Source organism: Streptomyces sp. NBC_01750, from assembly GCF_035918095.1.
GTDB lineage: Bacteria > Actinomycetota > Actinomycetes > Streptomycetales > Streptomycetaceae > Streptomyces.
Genome location: NZ_CP109137.1, coordinates 32,413 through 49,022 on the forward strand (window position 1 = coordinate 32,413; position 16,610 = coordinate 49,022).

Genomic DNA, 16,610 nt, shown 5'->3' on the forward strand with positions numbered 1-16,610 from the left:
GGTTTTCTGGCTGGCGGTTCCGACCTTGGTGAGGTAGTCGGCGAGGGAGTTGAGGATCTCGTCTGAGGTCTTGGTCCAGCTGAAGGGCCGCGGGTTCTCGCTCCATGTGTCGATCCACGCGGTGATGTCGTGTTCCAGGGCCTTCACGGACCTGTGGACGCCGCGGCGGATGAGCTTGTCGGTCAGCAGGCCGAACCACCGCTCGACCTGGTTCATCCAGGAGGAGCCGGTCGGGGCGAAGTGGACGTGGAAGCGCGGGTGCTTGCTTAGCCACGTCTTGACCTCGGCGGTGTTGTGGGTGGCGTAGTTGTCGCAGACGAGGTGGACGTCGAGCCCGGCGGGCACCGCCTTGTCGATTCGGACCAGGAACTACTTGAACTCAATCGCACGGTGGCGGCGGTGGAGTTGAGATATGACGGTGCCGTCAGCGATGTTGAAGGCGGCGAACAGGCTGGTGATGCCGTGCCGGTAGTAGTCGTGGGTCCGGCGTTCGGGCATGCCCGGCATCATCGGCAAGACCGGCTGTGAGCGGTCCCGCGCCTGGATCTGGGACTTCTCGTCCACGCAGAGCACGACCGCCTTCTCGGGCGGGTGGTGGTACAGACCCACCACATCGACGACCTTCGCGACGAACTGCGGATCGGTGGACAGCTTGAAGGAGTCCTGCAGATGGGGCTTGAGGTCGAATTTCTTCCAGATCCGGCCGATAGTCGACTTCGACAGGCCGGTGCGCTGAGCCATCGAGGCCCGTGACCAGTGCGTGTCCCTGCCCGCGGACGACTCCAGGGTGGCCACGATGACCTCCTCGACCTGGTCGAGGAGGATCGAGGGCGGCCGGCCCGAGCGGGGCGTCATGCAGACCGTCGAGGCGTTTCGCGATGAACCGGGCGCGCCAGCGGTCCACGGTCGACCTGTCGATGCCGAGGTCGGCGGCAGCCTACTGGTTCGTCCCGCCCTCCGCGCAGCGCAGCACGATCTTGGCTCGCAACGCGAGGAACTGAGCGGTCTTGGCCCGCCGTGCCCACTGCATCAGCTGCCGCCGCTCGGCCTCGTCCACGACCAGGTCGGCCTTCGGCCGGCCAATCCAGCCGGCGTCCTCAAGCCCAGCCATCCGCTCCGCGCCGAAAGCCCGACGCCATTTCGGATGGTCACGCGACCGGCGGCCACGAGCTCACGCAGTCCCTTGCTGCGGACGTTCTCACTCAGCGCGAGCCGGCGCACTGCCTCGCCGCCGGTCAGCAGGCCGTCAACGGGCACGCACACGTCCGGGCACTGGTCGAACAAGCCATCGCCACCCTCAAGTCCTGGCGGCACCTGCGCAAGCTCCGCTGCTCGACGACCCGGATCACGACCCTCGTCCAAGCTGTCCTCACCCTCCATCGAACAGCTCAGACTGAGGATGGAAAAGGATAACGGTCAGCGGCTGGTCACCTCCACCACCCGGTACAGCGGCCGGCCAGCCAACTCCTTGGCGAGATCGGGGGCTTGCCGCTCGTCGAAGGCGCCGTGGATCTCTATCGTTCCATCGGTCAGGGTCTGGTTCACCGAAGGCGCCCACACCACTCGGCCTCCCGCCGTGATCGCCAGCTGGTTCTGCGGTGGCGCGGACGTGGCGAGTTGGGCCGTCAGCTGGGCGAACTTCTTGCGGCCACCGGTGTTGAAAGACACGAGGACGCGCCAGCCTTGGTCGGTGGCGTAGGAAGGTGCGGCTTCTGTCACGTCGTCGCCTGTGAGGGCCACGGTGCCCAGCAGATACGTGATCGGGTCGCGGGCATCGCACAGGACCACAGGGTCGGAGGGGACGGCTTCCTCGGTCTGGGCGGTGTCCGAGGGGCACTCGGTTGCCTCGAACCGTCGTTCCAGCTCTGCGGCAACGGGGTCGGGTACCACCTGCGGCGAGGCCATGCTCTCGTTTCCGAATTGGGGCCGGGTGTCTGGCATAGCGGCTCGCAGCTCAAGGACCGGTCGGATCTCCACGCCGGACTCGCCCTCGGCGAGCGCCACGAGACGTTCGCGGTATGTGACAGGCGCGGTGGCCGTGATCGTGCCGGCCCTGCCGGTGAACTCGGCTCCCGTGATGCCGGACTGGGCAGCGCGGTGGCGAAGTTGGGCTGTCGCCTGGTCGAGATCGACCGAGCGTGTGTCGTCGGTTGGCGCGAAGGTCACGGTGACCGTGGTTGGATCCACGCGCGTGGCCGGTGACACGGGTGCGTAAGGTGCCCCGAGAAGTGCGGGCACGCCGACGATGAGCAGTCCGACCAAGAGGGCGACGGGCCAGTTGTACGTGTCCACCACGCTGTCGTACTCTCGTCGTCGAGCAGGGCTGCGGTGATCACGTGAAGCGGGGTCGTCCGGTGGGTTCCCTCGGCGAGTCGCGCGGCGCGGCGCAGAGCCCGGGCCAGCGCGGCAGTGATCACGTGGGACCGATGTCCCGGTGAGGCAAGGAGCAGCAGGCGGTCGCTTCTCCCCTCGGGGGGTTCGTCGCGTACGTCCGCTGTCGGGTGGCCGGGCAGTGGTTGCCAGTTCGCGGGGTCCGAGGTGAACGCCGAGACGGCGAAGTCCATCGTGCCGACCGGTCGTCCCGCGGACGTGTCCGTCGCCGATTCCAGCAGGGCCCGTACCGATGAGGGCAGCGCCAGCGACAACTGCCCCTGAGAGGTGACGTGTTCGATGGAGAGCCCGTCTCCGTCCCAGAACTCCACGTACGCCGGGCGGGATCTCGTCCGCAAGGAAGGGCCGGCCGTGGACCAGGTGATGAGCCCGGTGGCCGTGGCGGCGTCGAGGTCGGAGAGGGGCACGTCCCGAATGCGTTCGAGGGCCACCTCACGGAGTACGGACAGGGGTGCGGGGCCGTACGGAACCGACGCAATGAGCCGGCGGACGTCTGAGCCGGCGATCTCGTCCTGTACGGGTGCCGCGCCGCCGACCACTGTGTCCGCTCCGCCGAGGAAGCAGGCGAGCGGGAACCCGAATGGCTCCTTGCCCGTGTCGACGATCATGCCGCTGACCCAGCAGGAGCCCAGGACGACCGTCGACGGCCAGGGCAGCGTCGCCGCGCTCGCAGCCGAGAGGGTCGATCCGTCGGCGAGCCACAGCGACCGGTCCACCGCCGCGCCGGAGGAGCCGTGTGCCGAGATGATCGCCAGATCCGGTGCGGGCTCCGCGCACAGGGCGGCGTCCAACTGCGCGCGATCCGCCGTGCGCCGTACGGTCGCCGAGGCGGCGATCCGCTCCAGTGCCACGGCCTCGGCCTCCGTGCTTTCGGGCCGGAGGCCGACGCCGATGTGGCTGACCACCGTCGGACCGGCTGCTGTGCGCTGGCCCGTCGGGCGGGCGGAGGGCGGCCGGAGCATCGAGAGTGCCGGGGTGAGCGTGATCAGCGCGTACTCCAACAGGGGCCGCCGATCGCGGACGGGCAGTGCGGCGAAGGGCAGCGCGGAGAGCGGTCCGTCGGGTACGACGACCACCTCGCGCGCGGTCCCCTCGCCCTCGGGGCACAGCAGGTCCCACCACGCGGCGGGGACCAGTGCCTGGCTCAACTCCGCCCAGACCGGGTCGTCCAGCGGCGTGTAGTACAGCATCGTCGTCTGCGCCTCGTCCGCCGCCGCCAGCGCATCGAGGGCGCCCGCCGAGGTGAGCGTGTCCGAGATCTCCTCGCCCGCCACGGCGTCCAGCCGGGTCCGGTGGAGCCGGGTTCCGTGTGCTGCGGAGACGATCGCGCTCAGCACGGACCAACCGCGCGTGTCACGTCGCAGTGGTAGAGCAGGGCGACGCGGTCGCCGAGCCGGTCGAGCAGATCCTGTACGTCGGTGGTGGCGGAGATCGCGGACTCGTCCTGGGCCGCGGCGGCATGGTCCGAGCCGATGTGCGGGCCGTCCGTGACCGTGGCGGCGGGCCCCCGGGCCGTACAGGCAGCGCCCTCGACCGTGGCGGCTGGTGCCTCGGTCGACGGCGACGGCGGTGTGTCGTCGCCCCGGCGGGCGGCAGCGAGACGGTCGAGGAGATGCGTGCGGGCACCGAACGCGCCGATGCGCTCCTGGACAGCGGCGAAGTCCTCGGCCGTACGTGCTCGTGCGGTCGCCTCCAGATGGGCCAGACGCTGGAGTTGTGCGTCCCCCACCGGATGCCACGGACCGCCTTCCGCACCGATCAGCGCCTCGGTCAACGTGCGGTGCAGGGACTCCAGCAGCCACAGGCCCAGTTCGGCGGCCTTGCCGCGGTGGGTATGCGGCCCCGTCGACACATAGGCAAACACCCTTGCGTAGAGCTCCTGTTGTGCGGCCAGCCAGGCGGCGCGGTGCTCCTCGCCGCGCAGAGCGCCGCGGTCGGACTCCAGCATCTGCAGGCTCACCCGGATCATGTCGAGGGCCATCTCCTCCTGATCCGGATCGTCGTAGCCGGCCTCGACGGCGTTGAGGAAGCCGAGCACGACGCACCGGGCCGCCCAGGTCCGCTCCACGGCCGCCTTGAACGCGCTCAGTGCGTCGAGGTACGCGCCGGTCGCCGCGCCGTGGTGCCCGCGCGACTCGTGGATCTCGGCGGCCAGCATCAGCGCCAGTCCCGTGGCCGTCCGACCCTGTTGGTATGAACGGGCGTGGGCGTCCGAGTCGCCGTCACGGGCGAACGGCGCGACGCGGTCCGGCAGTCGGCACACCCGGTAGACCAGCGCCAGCGCCCGATCCGGGTCGGTCGCGGCCAGAGCGCGGGCCTCGACGACGAGACCGAGGAAGACCGCCCCGTACTCCTGCCGCCACACCAGGGCCGTACGCTGCCCCGCTCCGTCCGGAGCGACCGGGTCCGCCGCCGCTTCCAGGGCCACTTCGGCGATCAGCCCGCGCAGCGCCGCAGGCACGCGCTCCGCGGCGGTGGCCGCCCGCCGCAACTTGGCCAGTGCCCGCTCGGACTCGCCCACCGCACGCAGCAGCGCGGCTTCCGCCGCGAGCGCGGCGGGCTGTCGGGCGGCCTCCGGAGAACCGCGCATCGCGCGCACCAGCCGCTCGGCGTACGGCAGTTTGTTCCGCACGATCATGTAGTCGATGCCGAGGGCCCAGCAGAACGCCTCCGAGGCGGCGTCGCCTCGGTCCCTGAACACCGCCGCGGATTCCTGCGCCTGGGTCTCAGCGAGGTTGGTCGAGAAGAGCTTGAGCTCCGGGTAGGCGGTGATGACGTTCCGCAGCGCGATGTAGGGGTGTAGCCCCAGCAGAGCCCGGGAAGAAGGACCGAACCCAGCGGCGGTTCTCCGGCGCAGCCATGACCTCCGGGGTCACCGCCCACGCGGCCGACCGGTCCCCGTCGATCACCCCGCCCGCTGCGCCCGCCATGGACCGTACAACACACCTAGACCTGATGAGGTTCGGCGCCCTGCTCTGCTCAGCACCCCCGGGCAAAACGAGGACACGGGAATCCGCCGTCCTGCATGCGTACATCACGCAGCGGGTTGGTCTCAGCGTCAACTTTCTGGAGCTGCTGGAACACCGAGTGGGGCTCCTTCTCGGCCCGGTCCCGTCTCCCCTTTTGCTGCGACCCTGAGGAGCGGACCGAAGCCACAGTGCCAGCCGGATACACCAGCACGGAGTCGATTGCGCCGAGCACCGTCGCCGACACGATGGTGTCTAACTGGTTTCTGTATGTGACTAACGCGGACCTACTGGAGAAGCGCCTCCTGCACAGCGCTCTGTGGGTGATGCGGACATCTGGATTCCAGGCGGGCGTTGACTATCTCGTGGACCTGTTCCTTGCTGGGGTCGCAGGCGTCGAGGAGTTGGATTTCGCGCTGTTCATCCCGCTGCTGGGACGTGGCGCCGTCGATTCGGACGAGACCCTGGTTGATCGCCTGATGGGCCGCGATGCCGAGGGCCCTCGCGGGCGGCAGGACCACGACCTGAACCTCAGCTGGCTGCGGACGGAGGCTGCGCAGCCTGCCGTCGTCGGCCCGGTGCTCGAGAGGCTTTTCGCTCGGGTGGACCGCGAGATCACGCGGGTCCAGCATGCGACTGACTTGGACGTTTGGGGTGTGGGGAACGCCCAACTGGCCGGTCTAATCTGCTCAGCGCAGTTTCTGACCCGCGAACTGCTGACGAGACCCCCTCTGGCCCTGGGGCGAAGCTGTCCCAGTGCGAAGGTGACGTTGAGATGCCACTCGATGCGCGCAGTCAATCTCTACCCAGAGGCTCTGCTACGTTCGGTTCGCGTCGGGGCACGGGGGTAGCCGCCTGCGCGTCAGCCTGCCAGCATTTTGTCGGGGTTCCTGACGTCCAGGTGGGGGTGTTGCATGACGTCCGTGCAAAACAACGACCAGCGGCTGCTCGATCGCATCCTCGATGACCAGCACCGGCGGCTGGCGCCCGAGAAGGGCCGGGATGACTTCTTCACCTTCTTCGCGGCCGACAAGGCACTGCAGGACTGGGATCTCGACAACGACGAGATCATGGACGGCGTCGTGGACGGGGCGCACGACTGCGGCATCGACGGTATATGGACGTTCGTGGACGATCGTTATGTCACCGCGGACGCCCACCAGTATCTGCCGTCGCGGGCCAACACCATCGAATTGGTCATCCTGCAGGCGAAGACCTCCCCGGGCTACCAGGAAACGGTGATCGAAAAGCTGCATTTCCATCTGCCGACACTCCTCGACATGAGCCGTGATGAGGAGGAGTTGGTGGCCCACACCAATGCCAAGCTCCTCGACCGCACACGACGCTTCCTGCATATCCTTGAGGAGCTGGCATCCTCGTTCCCGCAGGTCCGCGTCAAGGTGATCTATGCCAGCAAGGCTGCTGAGAGCCCCCACCCGAACGTGAAGTCCAAAGGCGACCGGCTGCGACGCGAACTAGCGAAGATCACTTCCGACACCAAGGCAGATCTCGAGTACCTCAACGCTGCGGACCTGCGCGAGCGGACCGCCCGGGGCGCCAAGGCGGTCGCGCAACTGGTGTTCTCCGAGACCCCGACGAGCACCTCGCTGGGCGAGGGGTATGTCTGCCTGGCGCGTCTGGATGAGTACTACCGCTTCATCACCTCCGACAACGAGGCGTTGCGGCTGGAGCTGTTCGAGTCGAATGTGCGGGACTACGCAGGCTCCACCGCGGTGAACAACGCCATCGGCGAGACCCTCAAGTCGGGCACGGGCGAGGACTTCTGGTGGTTCAACAACGGGGTAACCGTCGTCGCCGACGCGGCTCAGATCGCGGGCAAAAAGATCGTCGTCAAGGACCCGCAGATCGTCAACGGGCTGCAGACCAGCCACGAGGTCTACAGCTACTTCCAGGCAGGCGGCCAGCACCGTGACCGGTCAGTCCTGGTCAAGATCGTCGTAGCGCCCGAGTCCGGCACCGCACGCGACAGGATCATCCGGGCCACCAATAGCCAGACCCAGCTGCCGGCCGGCGCCCTGCGGGCGACCGAGTCCATCCAGAAGGACATCGAGGAAAGCCTCACCCACTCCAGCGGCTACTACTACGAGCGGCGCGCCAGCTACTACCGCAACCTCGGCTTCCCCCTCGACCGGGTCGTCAGCATGGCCCGCCTGGCACGGGAGTTCACCGCCTTCGTCCTGCGCGAGTCACACACCGCGCTGCGGCACTCAGAGGCACTCCTGCTCGACGACCAGCACTACAGCCAGATCTTCTCCCCCCGCCACAACCTGGACGTCTACCGTCTCTGCCTCGACGTCCACACCCGGCTGCGTACCTTCCTGACCCAGTACGCCGAAGACCGGCCGCTGCTGGGAGAAACCCTGGAGAACTGGCTCTACCCCCTGGCAGCCATGTCCGCCTACACGCTCACACGACTGCGACAGCCCACCCCACGGGACCTGCTCAACATCGACCTCGAGCACCTCAGCAGCGACCTGATGACCCGCATGACCGGCACCCTCGAGCAGAATTTCAAAACCGCCCTGCGCCACAGCAAAGCCGGCGGCGTCGACCGCATCGCACGCACCCCCGATTTCACCACCAAACTCCGCCAAGCCGTCATAGCTCAAAGCCGTTACCACGTCGAACGCTAACTCCAGGTCGATGCGCCCACGGCGGCAGGACCCCGCCGCCGAGGTGAATACCGCGGCGGCAAGCTCCAGGCATGGCTCCACGCACCGACAAAGCACGGCTGATACGGCCGATCGCGTTCGCCAAGGTCCCGCGGCGGGGCGCAGGCCAGCATGCTGACGCGGTCGCAACTGCCGGCCGTCGTCCCGCCGCGGCGAGTCGTCCGTACGGCTGCACCGGCCGCCACACCTCAATAGGGGAGGTCGACTGACCCCTTGAGGGACAAGGGGCCCGGCATCACCGGCTTCCCGCCGGGAGGCACCGTCCAGGCTGCCGCTACCGGCAGGCTACTCAGCCCAGTAGCGGGTTCCCCTCGGGGTGGTCGTGAATCCAGGACAGGCCGCCGAGGTCGAGGCGGCTGCGGGTCCGGGTGACGGCGACATACGCGAGGCGCGCTTCACCCTCATCAATCGGACCAGGGACGGCATTGCCGTTCTCGTCCTGTTGGTCGGTGTCCTTGGGCGGGGTGAAGTCGTCGGCGATTTTGACGGTTACCCATTCACGGCCTTTGGCGCGGTGGGCGGTGGAGACGGTGATGTCGGCGTCCGCTTCGGGGGTGAGTTGGTCGACCGCGGCGAGGATGGCGTCCGGGCCGTGCTGGTCGATGAGGTCGACGAGCGGCTTCAAGTCACGTCCGGCGGGGTCGTGTTCGGCGTAGTCCTGCAGTTCACCCCAGGAAGGGAAGAGGAGGAGCTCGGGGTGCCAGGTGCGGCGCCCTGCCTTGAGGTCGCGGGCAGCGGTGGCCAGGGAACGCAGGCTCTCCCCTCCCCCGGCCAGCCCGACGCGATAACCCGCACCGAGGTGTGCCATCACTTCGGTCATGGCTCCGATGTTGGTCCGGCACAGCACCGCATCGGGACAATCAACCGGGGCGAGTTCGGTGGAAATCGCGTCGGTGCCCGTCAGACGGATCGGTGCATCGGCGATCGTGAGCCACCGGTTGGCCTCGTCGGCGAGACGGGGACCGAAGCGGAAGGACTGCGACAGGGACAGGGCGTGGCCGTCGAAGCCGGTCATGATGTCGCGGGCGCCGCGCCATCCGTAGATGGCCTGGGCCGAGTCGCCGACCATCACGAGCTGGGCGTGGGCGCGTTGGGCGTTGAAGACGTGTTCGAGGACGGGGTTGGTGTCCTGTGCTTCATCCAGGAGGAGGAAGTCGGCGTCGATCTTCGGGTCCGCCAGGGCCCAGATCTTCAGGTAGTGGTCGTGGCCGAAGCGCACGACGCCGTCGTCGGGGTGCTGGAGGTCGACCCAGGCCTTCTGGGCGAACGGCAGGACCACCTGGGCTAGTTGGGTGTGCAGGTCTTTGTCGTCGAGTCCGCGCAGGCGCGGGACGTGATGGCGGGTGAGCGTGCGGTCGGCGGAGTGGCAGAAGCGGGTCACCGTGCGCAGGACGGCGTGGGACAGGGCCTTGGGCGTGACCTCGCGTTCGCCGATGCGGACGGTCTTGGTGATGCCAAGGGCCATGCCGGTCTTCCAGCCGGCCTGGCGTGGGCCGTTGAGGCGGCGGGCGTAACGGTGACCGACCGCCGCGAACGCGAGAGCGTGGGCGGTCTTGCACGTCACGGTGGCGGGGAAGCGGGCGGCGGCATCGTTGGCGATGGCCTTGTTGAAGGCGATGTAACGCCCGCGGCGCCGGGTGGCAGAAGCGAGCAGGACGAGGGTGCTGGTCTTGCCCGTTCCGGCGCCTGCCTGGAGCGCCAGGTGCTCGCCGGCGCGGAAGACGTCGACGGCTGCGGCCTGTTCATCGGTCGGATTCAGCACTGTCGCTTTCCAGAGAGGGTGAGGGTACGGCCAACTGCCGTTAGGAGCTGGGCTGGGGTGGTGTGGGCCAGCAGGGCTTTCAGGGCGTCGTCGAGGCGCTTGGCTTCCTGGCCGGCGTGACGGGTGAGGGCACGGTGGATGCTCTGCTGGAGGAAGACGCGGGGTGATTGGCCTATCTGGTCGGCGGCGCGGCCTGAAGACATCGGCCGCGGGGCTGAAGGCAATGGTGAGAAGGACGTGTCCATCGGGGGCCGGATAGTGGGTCGCGAGGACGTCGAGGGGCAGCAGTTCCTTGAGGCGGTGGTGGGCGCGGCTCAGGGCCCGGTCGGGGTTCTTCGCCTTCGCCACGGTCATCAGACGGGTGCGGTCACAGTTGGCGGCGAGCGGCATGATGCGTACGGCACGGGCGAGTTCAGCTTGCGTGGCGGGCCGGGTCAGGGTGATCTCAAGAGCGTGGTGCGGCATGGTCACGCCTCCGTGGCGTATGCAAGGACTACTCCGTCTGCCGGTGGCGGACGGCGGCGTCGGACGGGCGCTGTCCTGCCGGTGGAGAGCGCCTCACCCGGCCAGGTGCCCTGGCTGGAGGCTGCGTTCACGGCCGTTCCCGGCGGCCTTGGGCGGTGGCGGGGAGGCGGGCGTGGATGTGCTGGTGGTGGAACAGCGGGTCGAAGACCTCCCAGTCTGCGAGCGTCAGGTCGGGCGCGGCAGAGGTGCCAGCGTGGGAGGGGCAGCGCTGGGTGCGCCAGCGCAGCTGTTCCGCATAGGGCACGTGGGTGAGGTCGTAGACGGCCATGTCGGCTGCGGACAGGGCCAGTTGTCCGCGGGCGGCGGTGGCGGGCATGAGCCTCCAGACCCCTGCGGGTGCGTCCGGAGCAAGGATTCGGTGGGGGCAGCGGTGGCGCAGACGGGTCTGCGCGACGCACTGGATGTCATCGACTGGGCGGGCGGCGAGATAGCGGCCATACAGGATCTGCACCACGGGCCGGGCCGGCCGGCACACCGGCTCTGATGCGGGCGAGTCAGTGGGCGGGGCCAGGGCGTAGGCGCCGGTGTCGAGCAGGCGGCGGGTGTGCAGCGCGAGGCGACGGCGCAGTTCGGCCAGTTGCGGCGTCAGCGGCTCGGTGGGCTCGCGTGCGGGGCACAGGACGGGGTGCGGGATACGGCACCACCGGGTGCCGTCGCCCGCGGGGTGAGCGATGCCGGAGTCGACGTGCCAGCGGCAGGAGGCTGGGACGACCGCCGCGTCGAGCTCGCGCGGGTGCAGGCCGACGGGTCGCCCATGGGTCTGGGTGTACCAGTCGATGCGATTGCCGCAGTCCCGGCACAAGCCGGGCTGGGCCGTGTGCAGCAGGCGTCTGGGGCCGTCCGCGGCAACCCGCAGGGAACGCAGGCGCCAGGGCGTCGTGGGGGTGCCGTCCCAGCGGCGGGCGGACGGGATGGTGAGGGAACACATGGCCGCGAAGGTGACAGGCGGCGCGCCGCCAACACGGTGGCCGGGCCGCCAGCGTCCCACGATCGGCTCAGACTTCGGGAACTGGTGCGCGATCCATCGCACGTGTGCGCCATGCCGGTGACCGGATCGGGTGATCCGTCGAGAGCCGTGGGGCCGGGGCTAATCGGCAGCTTCGGCGGGCGGCGCGTGCCCGTCGCAGAGGGTGCCGAAGAGGTGGTCGACGGGCACGTTCAGGGCATGGGCGAGGGCGTGCCAGGTCCTGAGGGATCCGATCGTTCGGCCCTGCTCGATCTCGATGAGAGTGCGCCTGGCCAGGCCGCTGCGGCTAGCCAGTTCGTCATAGGTCCAGCCGCGCTCGCTCCTCAGCCGCGCCAGCTCCAGACGCAGCGCGGTGAGGTTCGGGTCGGGCGGGAAGATCGTCACTCTACCATCCGACGGTGCAGAACCCTGCCCTGTCAGTGCAGACCTCTGCCCTATTTCCGCAGGTGGCCGCGCCAGCGGCAGGGCAGAGGTCTGCACTACGTTGCGGCCAACACCCCACTCCCCCATCGGTGAGGGGACTGGAAGCGGACCGGCCCCGCGCCGACGGCAGGAGGAACGCGCGCCCCATGAGGCTGTGCACCATGCACCCACCGGTGCCCCGCACCTGGACCGTGGAACTACGCCCCCAACACGGCGGACCGGCCCTCTACTGCCCACGCTGCTCACCGCACGGCCAGGCCCTGCAGGCAACCTCCGCCCGGCCCGCAGCCCTGGCACACCTGGCCCGGCACGCCCGCAGCGACGCCCTCCCCGCCCACCTCCGCACCTGCCAGTGCCACGAACGCGGCTGCCGCTGGCACCCCCGCCACCGCGGCTGCGCCGGACCCGTCCTGCTCGTCCTCACCCGCGAACACGGCGGCCGCACCTGGCGCCTCGCCGACACATGCGCCTCCTGCGCCACAGCCACCCCCCACGCAGCCGCCGTCCCCGACACCGCACTGACGGATCCGCCAGCACGGCATCTGCCTGGGATCAGTGCGGGCTTGGGCCAACGGAAGCAGGCGAGGAGGCCGCGCGGACCGTCCGAGCAGGTCCGCGTCCAGGACATGCTCAGCTACCTCGCCGCCGCACTCCCCGAAGGGACCAGCCCCGAAGCCCGGCTGCTCGCACTCCAGTGCGCCTTGCGGGCCGACACTCATGGGCAGGTATGCCTCCCCGTCGGCCTCCTGCGCAGCATGCGCCTGGCACACGACCCCACGCCCTGGCGCGAATTGGAACACCACCGCTGGCTCCACCCTGTCCAGCAGAAGACCACCAGCTGCCCGCACGACGAAACCCCCACCGCCCAGCTCCTCGACCCCCTGACCCAAGCACCCGGCCGCCCCGACCGGCATCGGGCCGCCGACTGGGCACTACTCGCCACCTCCGCGGCGCCGCTCAAGGCGCTGCCGGCCAGTACACGGCTGACCGCACTGGCCCTCGAAGCACACCACTCCCCCGCCCACGCACACACCGGCGTCGAAGCCGACCGTCTCAGCCGCGCATGCGGCACCACACCCGCAGAACTCGGCTCACTGCTGGACCAACTCGTCACGGCCGGGACGATCACGGCATGGGGCTGCGACCCGCACACCCAAGAGCTCCACTGGGCCCCCTCGCGCCCCGCGGCGCGCCCTGCCCTGTGAGGCTGGCTCACCGCGATGCTGTCGTGGCCAGTCCCGGATGCCCGGGATACGGCTCCCTTGTTGCCGGGATCACCGCCCGCCGAAAGTGCCCGTACTGGAGGTGAGCCATGAACGAACTCGCGGGAAACCAAGAGGGACATACGATCCCGTACACGACGTCCCTGGCGACGCAGAAACGAACCGCCTGGAGCCTGTGGATCGCCATCGTGGTCGTGGCGGCGGTGACAGTGGTCTTCGCGGTCCTGTCCCGGGCGGAACCTCGTCCGGAATGGAATCTGTGGCGGCTGATGGTCGTCGAGACCGTGACCGGCGTGATGTTCGCGCTGCCGGGGCTGGTGGTGGCGACACGTCGACCGCGTAATCCGGCGGGCTGGCTGCTACTGGTCGCAGGGCTCGGGTCGGCTGTCGATCAGCTTGCGCACGCTTATGGGCTCTACGCGATTCCCCGAGGACTCCTGGGCGGAGTCCTCGCAGCGTGGGTGTCGAACTGGTCCTTCGTTCTTTTCATCTTCCCGGTCTTCTTCCTGTTTCTGCTGTTCCCGAACGGCCAATTGCCATCTGTACGCTGGCGTATTCCGGCCTGGTACGTCGGCGGGTGTGGCGTGCTGGTGCTCCTGATCGGAGTGTTCTTGCCAGGGCCGCTGGGCGGCGGAGAATACTTCCCCTCGACACCCAACCCGGTCGGCCTTTCGGCGCTGTCGGTCGCGCTGGAGAACGCGGGCATCGTGGCGATCTTGCTCAATTTGATCCCCTTCCTGCTGTCGGCGCTCTCGCTTGCTGTTCCGCTTCCGCGGGTCTGCCGGCGTGGTGCGGCAACAGATGAAGTGGGTGGCCTGGGCCGTGATGATGACCGTCCTTCTGGTGACCGTGCAGATCACCTTGGTGGACGGCCCTGCCGGGTCAATCGCGATGGACTTGGTCTCCGTGGTGCTAAGTGCAGCCATCGCTGTCGCGATCGTGCGCCACAACCTGTTCGACATCGACCGGATCCTGAGCCGGTCGCTGCTCTACGCGGGGCTGACGGGCATCGTGGTCGGGCTCTACATCGGGTCCGTGAGCCTGTTCGGGCTTGTGCTGCAGCACTCAGCCTCCAGGGTTGCCGCGCTGCTGGCGACCGGCGTGGTCGCCGTTGCGCTGCAGCCGCTGCGTGACGTGCTGCAGCGTCTGGTCAGCCGGCTCGTGTACGGGCTGCGGGACGACCCGTATGCGGCACTGGCCGAGCTCGGCCGCCGGTTGGAAGCACCACCGATCCGAAAAAGGTGCTGCCGGAGGCGGCAGCCGCGGTGGCGCAGGCGCTGCGGCTGCCGTACGTGGCCATCGAACTCGACGACGCCACCGCGCCTGACGCAGGCACAGCGCGCGTCGCCACCCACGGCACCGAATCCCCGGTCGCGCTGCGGCTGACGCTGGTGCACCAGGGCGAGGAGATCGGCGCTCTGGTGGTGGCGGCACGGGCGCCCGACGAGACTTTGTCTGCTGCGGATCTGCGGCTGTTACGGGATGTTGCCCGGCACATTGCGCAGGCAGCGGCAGGGGTTCGGCTGTCCCTGGCACTGCTGCGCTCCCAAGAGCACGCCGTCGCTGTGCGGGCGGAAGAGCGCCGACGCCTGGCCCGCGACCTCCACGATGGCGTCGGGCCGGTCCTCACCGGCGCCACCTGGACCCTTCAAGCGGCCACCACCACACTGCGTACTAACCCCGACGCCACGCATGACCTGCTGAACACCGCACTGGTCCACATCGGGCAAGGCGCCGAGGACCTGCGCCGAATCTCCATGGGTCTACGGTCGCCGGTAGATCAGCTGGGCCTGCGCGAGGCCGTCCTGGCCTACACCGACCGCGTATCCCTGGCCGTGCACACCGAACTGCCCGAGCAGATTCCCCGCCTGGCCGCGGCTGTCGAGGAAGCCGCGTACTGGATCCTGGTCGAGGCTGTGGCGAACGTGCTGCGTCACGCCGAAGCCACCAACTGCTGGGTACGCCTCGAGATGGGAGACGTGCTCGAGGTGAGCGTGGCGGACGACGGGCGCGGTCTTCCTCCACGGATGCGGCCCGGTGTCGGGGTAAGCAGCATGCGCGAGCGCGCCGCCGAGATCGGCGGCAGCTGCGAGATCCGGCCCCGAAGCACTGGCGGAACCGAGCTCATCGCGCGCCTGCCGGTCAGCTTGCCCGGCGTCCAGGATGCCGATCTCGCAGATCAGGGGGCCGTGTGATGGAACAGGGTATTCGCGTCGTGATCGCCGACGACCACCCCTTCACCCGCTACGGACTGCGTGTCCTGCTCGAGTCCGATCCCGGCATCACCGTGGTCGCCGAAGCAGCCGACGGCCGCGAAGCAGTTGCCCGGGTCCTCGAGTTCCATCCCGACGTCGTCGTCATGGACGTCCGGATGCCGGGCAGCGACGGCCTGTGGGCCACCCGGGAAATCCAGCGCGCCCGGCCCGGTACCAAAGTCCTCGTCCACTCCCAGCACGAAGATGACCCCAACGTCATGGCCGCCATGCGCGCCGGCGCCTGCGGCTTCCTCCTCAAAGCCGGCGAGGTCACCCAGATCACCCGCGCCGTACGCGACGTTGCAGCCGGCGCCTTCATCTTCCACCTCTCCGACACCGCCCGCATGCGCCCCTGGTTCGACCAACTCGGCACCGTCCGCCGCGACAACGCCTTCCCCCAACTCACCGCCCGGGAAAGGGAAATCCTCAACGTCCTCGCCATCCCCAAGCAGGCCACCCGCACCGCAGCAGGCCGCCTCGGCATCAGCCACAAACGGGTCGAGAACGCCCTGACCGACATCAAAACCAAACTCGGCGCCACCGACCGTGCCCACCTCATCGCCCTCGCCCGCGCAGCAGGCCTCGGAACACAGCCCTGAGCCGCCACCCCGCCGCGTCGGTAAGCCGCTCCCGTGACAGCGGGAATCCTCCAGCCGCACGGTTGAGTCAACGGCTCCCGCACATGCGGGTCCCGCGGCGGAAAGGGGAGGGACATGCACCAGGAGCAGCCGCAGCCCAGCGATGGGACCCGCACAGTACGCAGGCGGCGTTGGGGCAGGACCACGCGGCTATGGACGCCCGTGATCGGCAACGTCATCACCACAGCGCTCGCGATCTACCAAGCCTGGCACGGCCAACCATCCGGCTAGCCCACACCTCGAGACTCAAGGCAAGGCCTCACTGGGACCTGATCGACAAGCCCCAGCGGGGCCTTCGCGCTTGCACGAACTCGGCGGTGAGCCGACGATCGGGACGTCCAGGAGACCCATTGCGGTATCGGCCATCCACACCAGATGAGTGGTCCGGGGAAGCGTCCTCAGAAGCGGGTCCGGGCGCAGTGGTTGGCTGGGGCAGGCTCTCCGCCGCGCAGCAGTGGTTATAGAGCCCACGGGCGTGACCGGCCGAAGCCGCGGCTGACGCCGGTCCGGAATCGGATGGTCCTCGCGGCCGCACGTGGGCATTTCGAGCGCTGGCCGGGCGTGGGTGGCGAGTCAGCGTTCAACGGGCGCGTCGGTGTTGCCCGAACTGCACGCCTCCATGGACGCGCACCGCGCGCGTTGCTCGTGGAAAGGCACTCATGACAACATTTCGCCGTGAGGGATAACGGGGACGACACAACGAGGCCAAAGCGCGCCTTGAGACTGAGCCAACTGGCCGGTGGGCCAGCGCCAGGGAAAGCATTGGC

Annotated in this window: 12 protein-coding genes and 2 pseudogenes; 6 read left to right on the top strand and 8 right to left on the bottom strand. The window is 68.9% G+C overall.

Annotation, left to right across the window (positions count from 1 at the left end; translation table 11 throughout):
• Nucleotides 1-24 precede the first annotated feature (24 nt).
• Nucleotides 25-1,111, bottom strand: a pseudogene (locus OG966_RS00140) (IS630 family transposase); the annotation flags it as partial.
• A 113-nt stretch (nucleotides 1,112-1,224) separates the two neighbouring features.
• On the opposite strand from OG966_RS00140, the pseudogene OG966_RS00145 reads away from it, so the two are divergent.
• Nucleotides 1,225-1,413: pseudogene (locus tag OG966_RS00145) on the top strand (hypothetical protein); the annotation flags it as partial.
• A gap of 3 nt (nucleotides 1,414-1,416) precedes the next feature.
• On the opposite strand, the gene OG966_RS00150 reads toward OG966_RS00145, so the two are convergent.
• The 4 genes from OG966_RS00150 to OG966_RS00165 all read right to left on the bottom strand — a co-directional run bounded on the left by OG966_RS00150 (nucleotide 1,417) and on the right by OG966_RS00165 (nucleotide 5,989).
• On the bottom strand, nucleotides 1,417-2,166 hold the full coding sequence (locus OG966_RS00150) for a SecDF P1 head subdomain-containing protein (protein ID WP_326647209.1): 750 nt from the start codon (nucleotides 2,164-2,166) through the stop codon (nucleotides 1,417-1,419).
• Complete coding sequence (locus OG966_RS00155; protein ID WP_326647210.1) at nucleotides 2,163-3,728, bottom strand: CHAT domain-containing protein; 1,566 nt, start codon at nucleotides 3,726-3,728, stop codon at nucleotides 2,163-2,165. The genes OG966_RS00150 and OG966_RS00155 overlap by 4 nt, the downstream gene beginning before the upstream one ends.
• Nucleotides 3,722-5,092: a hypothetical protein gene (locus OG966_RS00160; protein WP_326647211.1), complete on the bottom strand. Its 1,371-nt coding sequence runs from the start codon at nucleotides 5,090-5,092 to the stop codon at nucleotides 3,722-3,724. The genes OG966_RS00155 and OG966_RS00160 overlap by 7 nt, the downstream gene beginning before the upstream one ends.
• 552 nt (nucleotides 5,093-5,644) lie before the next feature.
• The gene (locus OG966_RS00165; RefSeq protein ID WP_326647213.1) at nucleotides 5,645-5,989 is read right to left on the bottom strand and encodes a hypothetical protein; all 345 of its coding nucleotides are present in this window, start codon (nucleotides 5,987-5,989) and stop codon (nucleotides 5,645-5,647) included.
• 282 nt (nucleotides 5,990-6,271) lie between these two features.
• Between OG966_RS00165 and OG966_RS00170 the strand changes: the two genes are divergently transcribed.
• On the top strand, nucleotides 6,272-8,011 hold the full coding sequence (locus tag OG966_RS00170) for an AIPR family protein (protein WP_326647215.1): 1,740 nt from the start codon (nucleotides 6,272-6,274) through the stop codon (nucleotides 8,009-8,011).
• A gap of 328 nt (nucleotides 8,012-8,339) precedes the next feature.
• Here OG966_RS00170 and OG966_RS00175 read toward each other — a convergent pair whose 3' ends face one another.
• The 3 genes from OG966_RS00175 to OG966_RS00185 form a co-directional block, all read right to left on the bottom strand.
• Complete coding sequence (locus OG966_RS00175; RefSeq protein ID WP_326655026.1) at nucleotides 8,340-9,809, bottom strand: UvrD-helicase domain-containing protein; 1,470 nt, start codon at nucleotides 9,807-9,809, stop codon at nucleotides 8,340-8,342.
• Between the two features lie 595 nt (nucleotides 9,810-10,404).
• Nucleotides 10,405-11,265, bottom strand: a complete 861-nt coding sequence (locus OG966_RS00180) for a DUF6083 domain-containing protein (RefSeq protein WP_326647217.1) — start codon at nucleotides 11,263-11,265, stop codon at nucleotides 10,405-10,407.
• Between the two features lie 159 nt (nucleotides 11,266-11,424).
• Entirely contained in the window at nucleotides 11,425-11,688 is a 264-nt protein-coding gene (locus OG966_RS00185; RefSeq protein WP_326647218.1) for a helix-turn-helix transcriptional regulator, read from the bottom strand.
• 200 nt (nucleotides 11,689-11,888) lie between these two features.
• On the opposite strand from OG966_RS00185, the gene OG966_RS00190 reads away from it, so the two are divergent.
• The 4 genes from OG966_RS00190 to OG966_RS00205 all read left to right on the top strand — a co-directional run bounded on the left by OG966_RS00190 (nucleotide 11,889) and on the right by OG966_RS00205 (nucleotide 15,804).
• Nucleotides 11,889-12,932 (top strand): hypothetical protein, encoded by a 1,044-nt coding sequence (locus tag OG966_RS00190; protein ID WP_326647219.1) that lies wholly within the window; start codon nucleotides 11,889-11,891, stop codon nucleotides 12,930-12,932.
• A 107-nt stretch (nucleotides 12,933-13,039) separates the two neighbouring features.
• Entirely contained in the window at nucleotides 13,040-14,083 is a 1,044-nt protein-coding gene (locus OG966_RS00195) for a hypothetical protein (RefSeq protein ID WP_326647220.1), read from the top strand.
• 108 nt (nucleotides 14,084-14,191) lie between these two features.
• Nucleotides 14,192-15,145, top strand: coding sequence for a sensor histidine kinase (locus OG966_RS00200; protein WP_326647222.1), 954 nt, complete (start codon nucleotides 14,192-14,194; stop codon nucleotides 15,143-15,145).
• Nucleotides 15,145-15,804, top strand: coding sequence for a response regulator transcription factor (locus tag OG966_RS00205; protein WP_326647223.1), 660 nt, complete (start codon nucleotides 15,145-15,147; stop codon nucleotides 15,802-15,804). The genes OG966_RS00200 and OG966_RS00205 overlap by 1 nt, the downstream gene beginning before the upstream one ends.
• Nucleotides 15,805-16,610 lie beyond the last annotated feature (806 nt).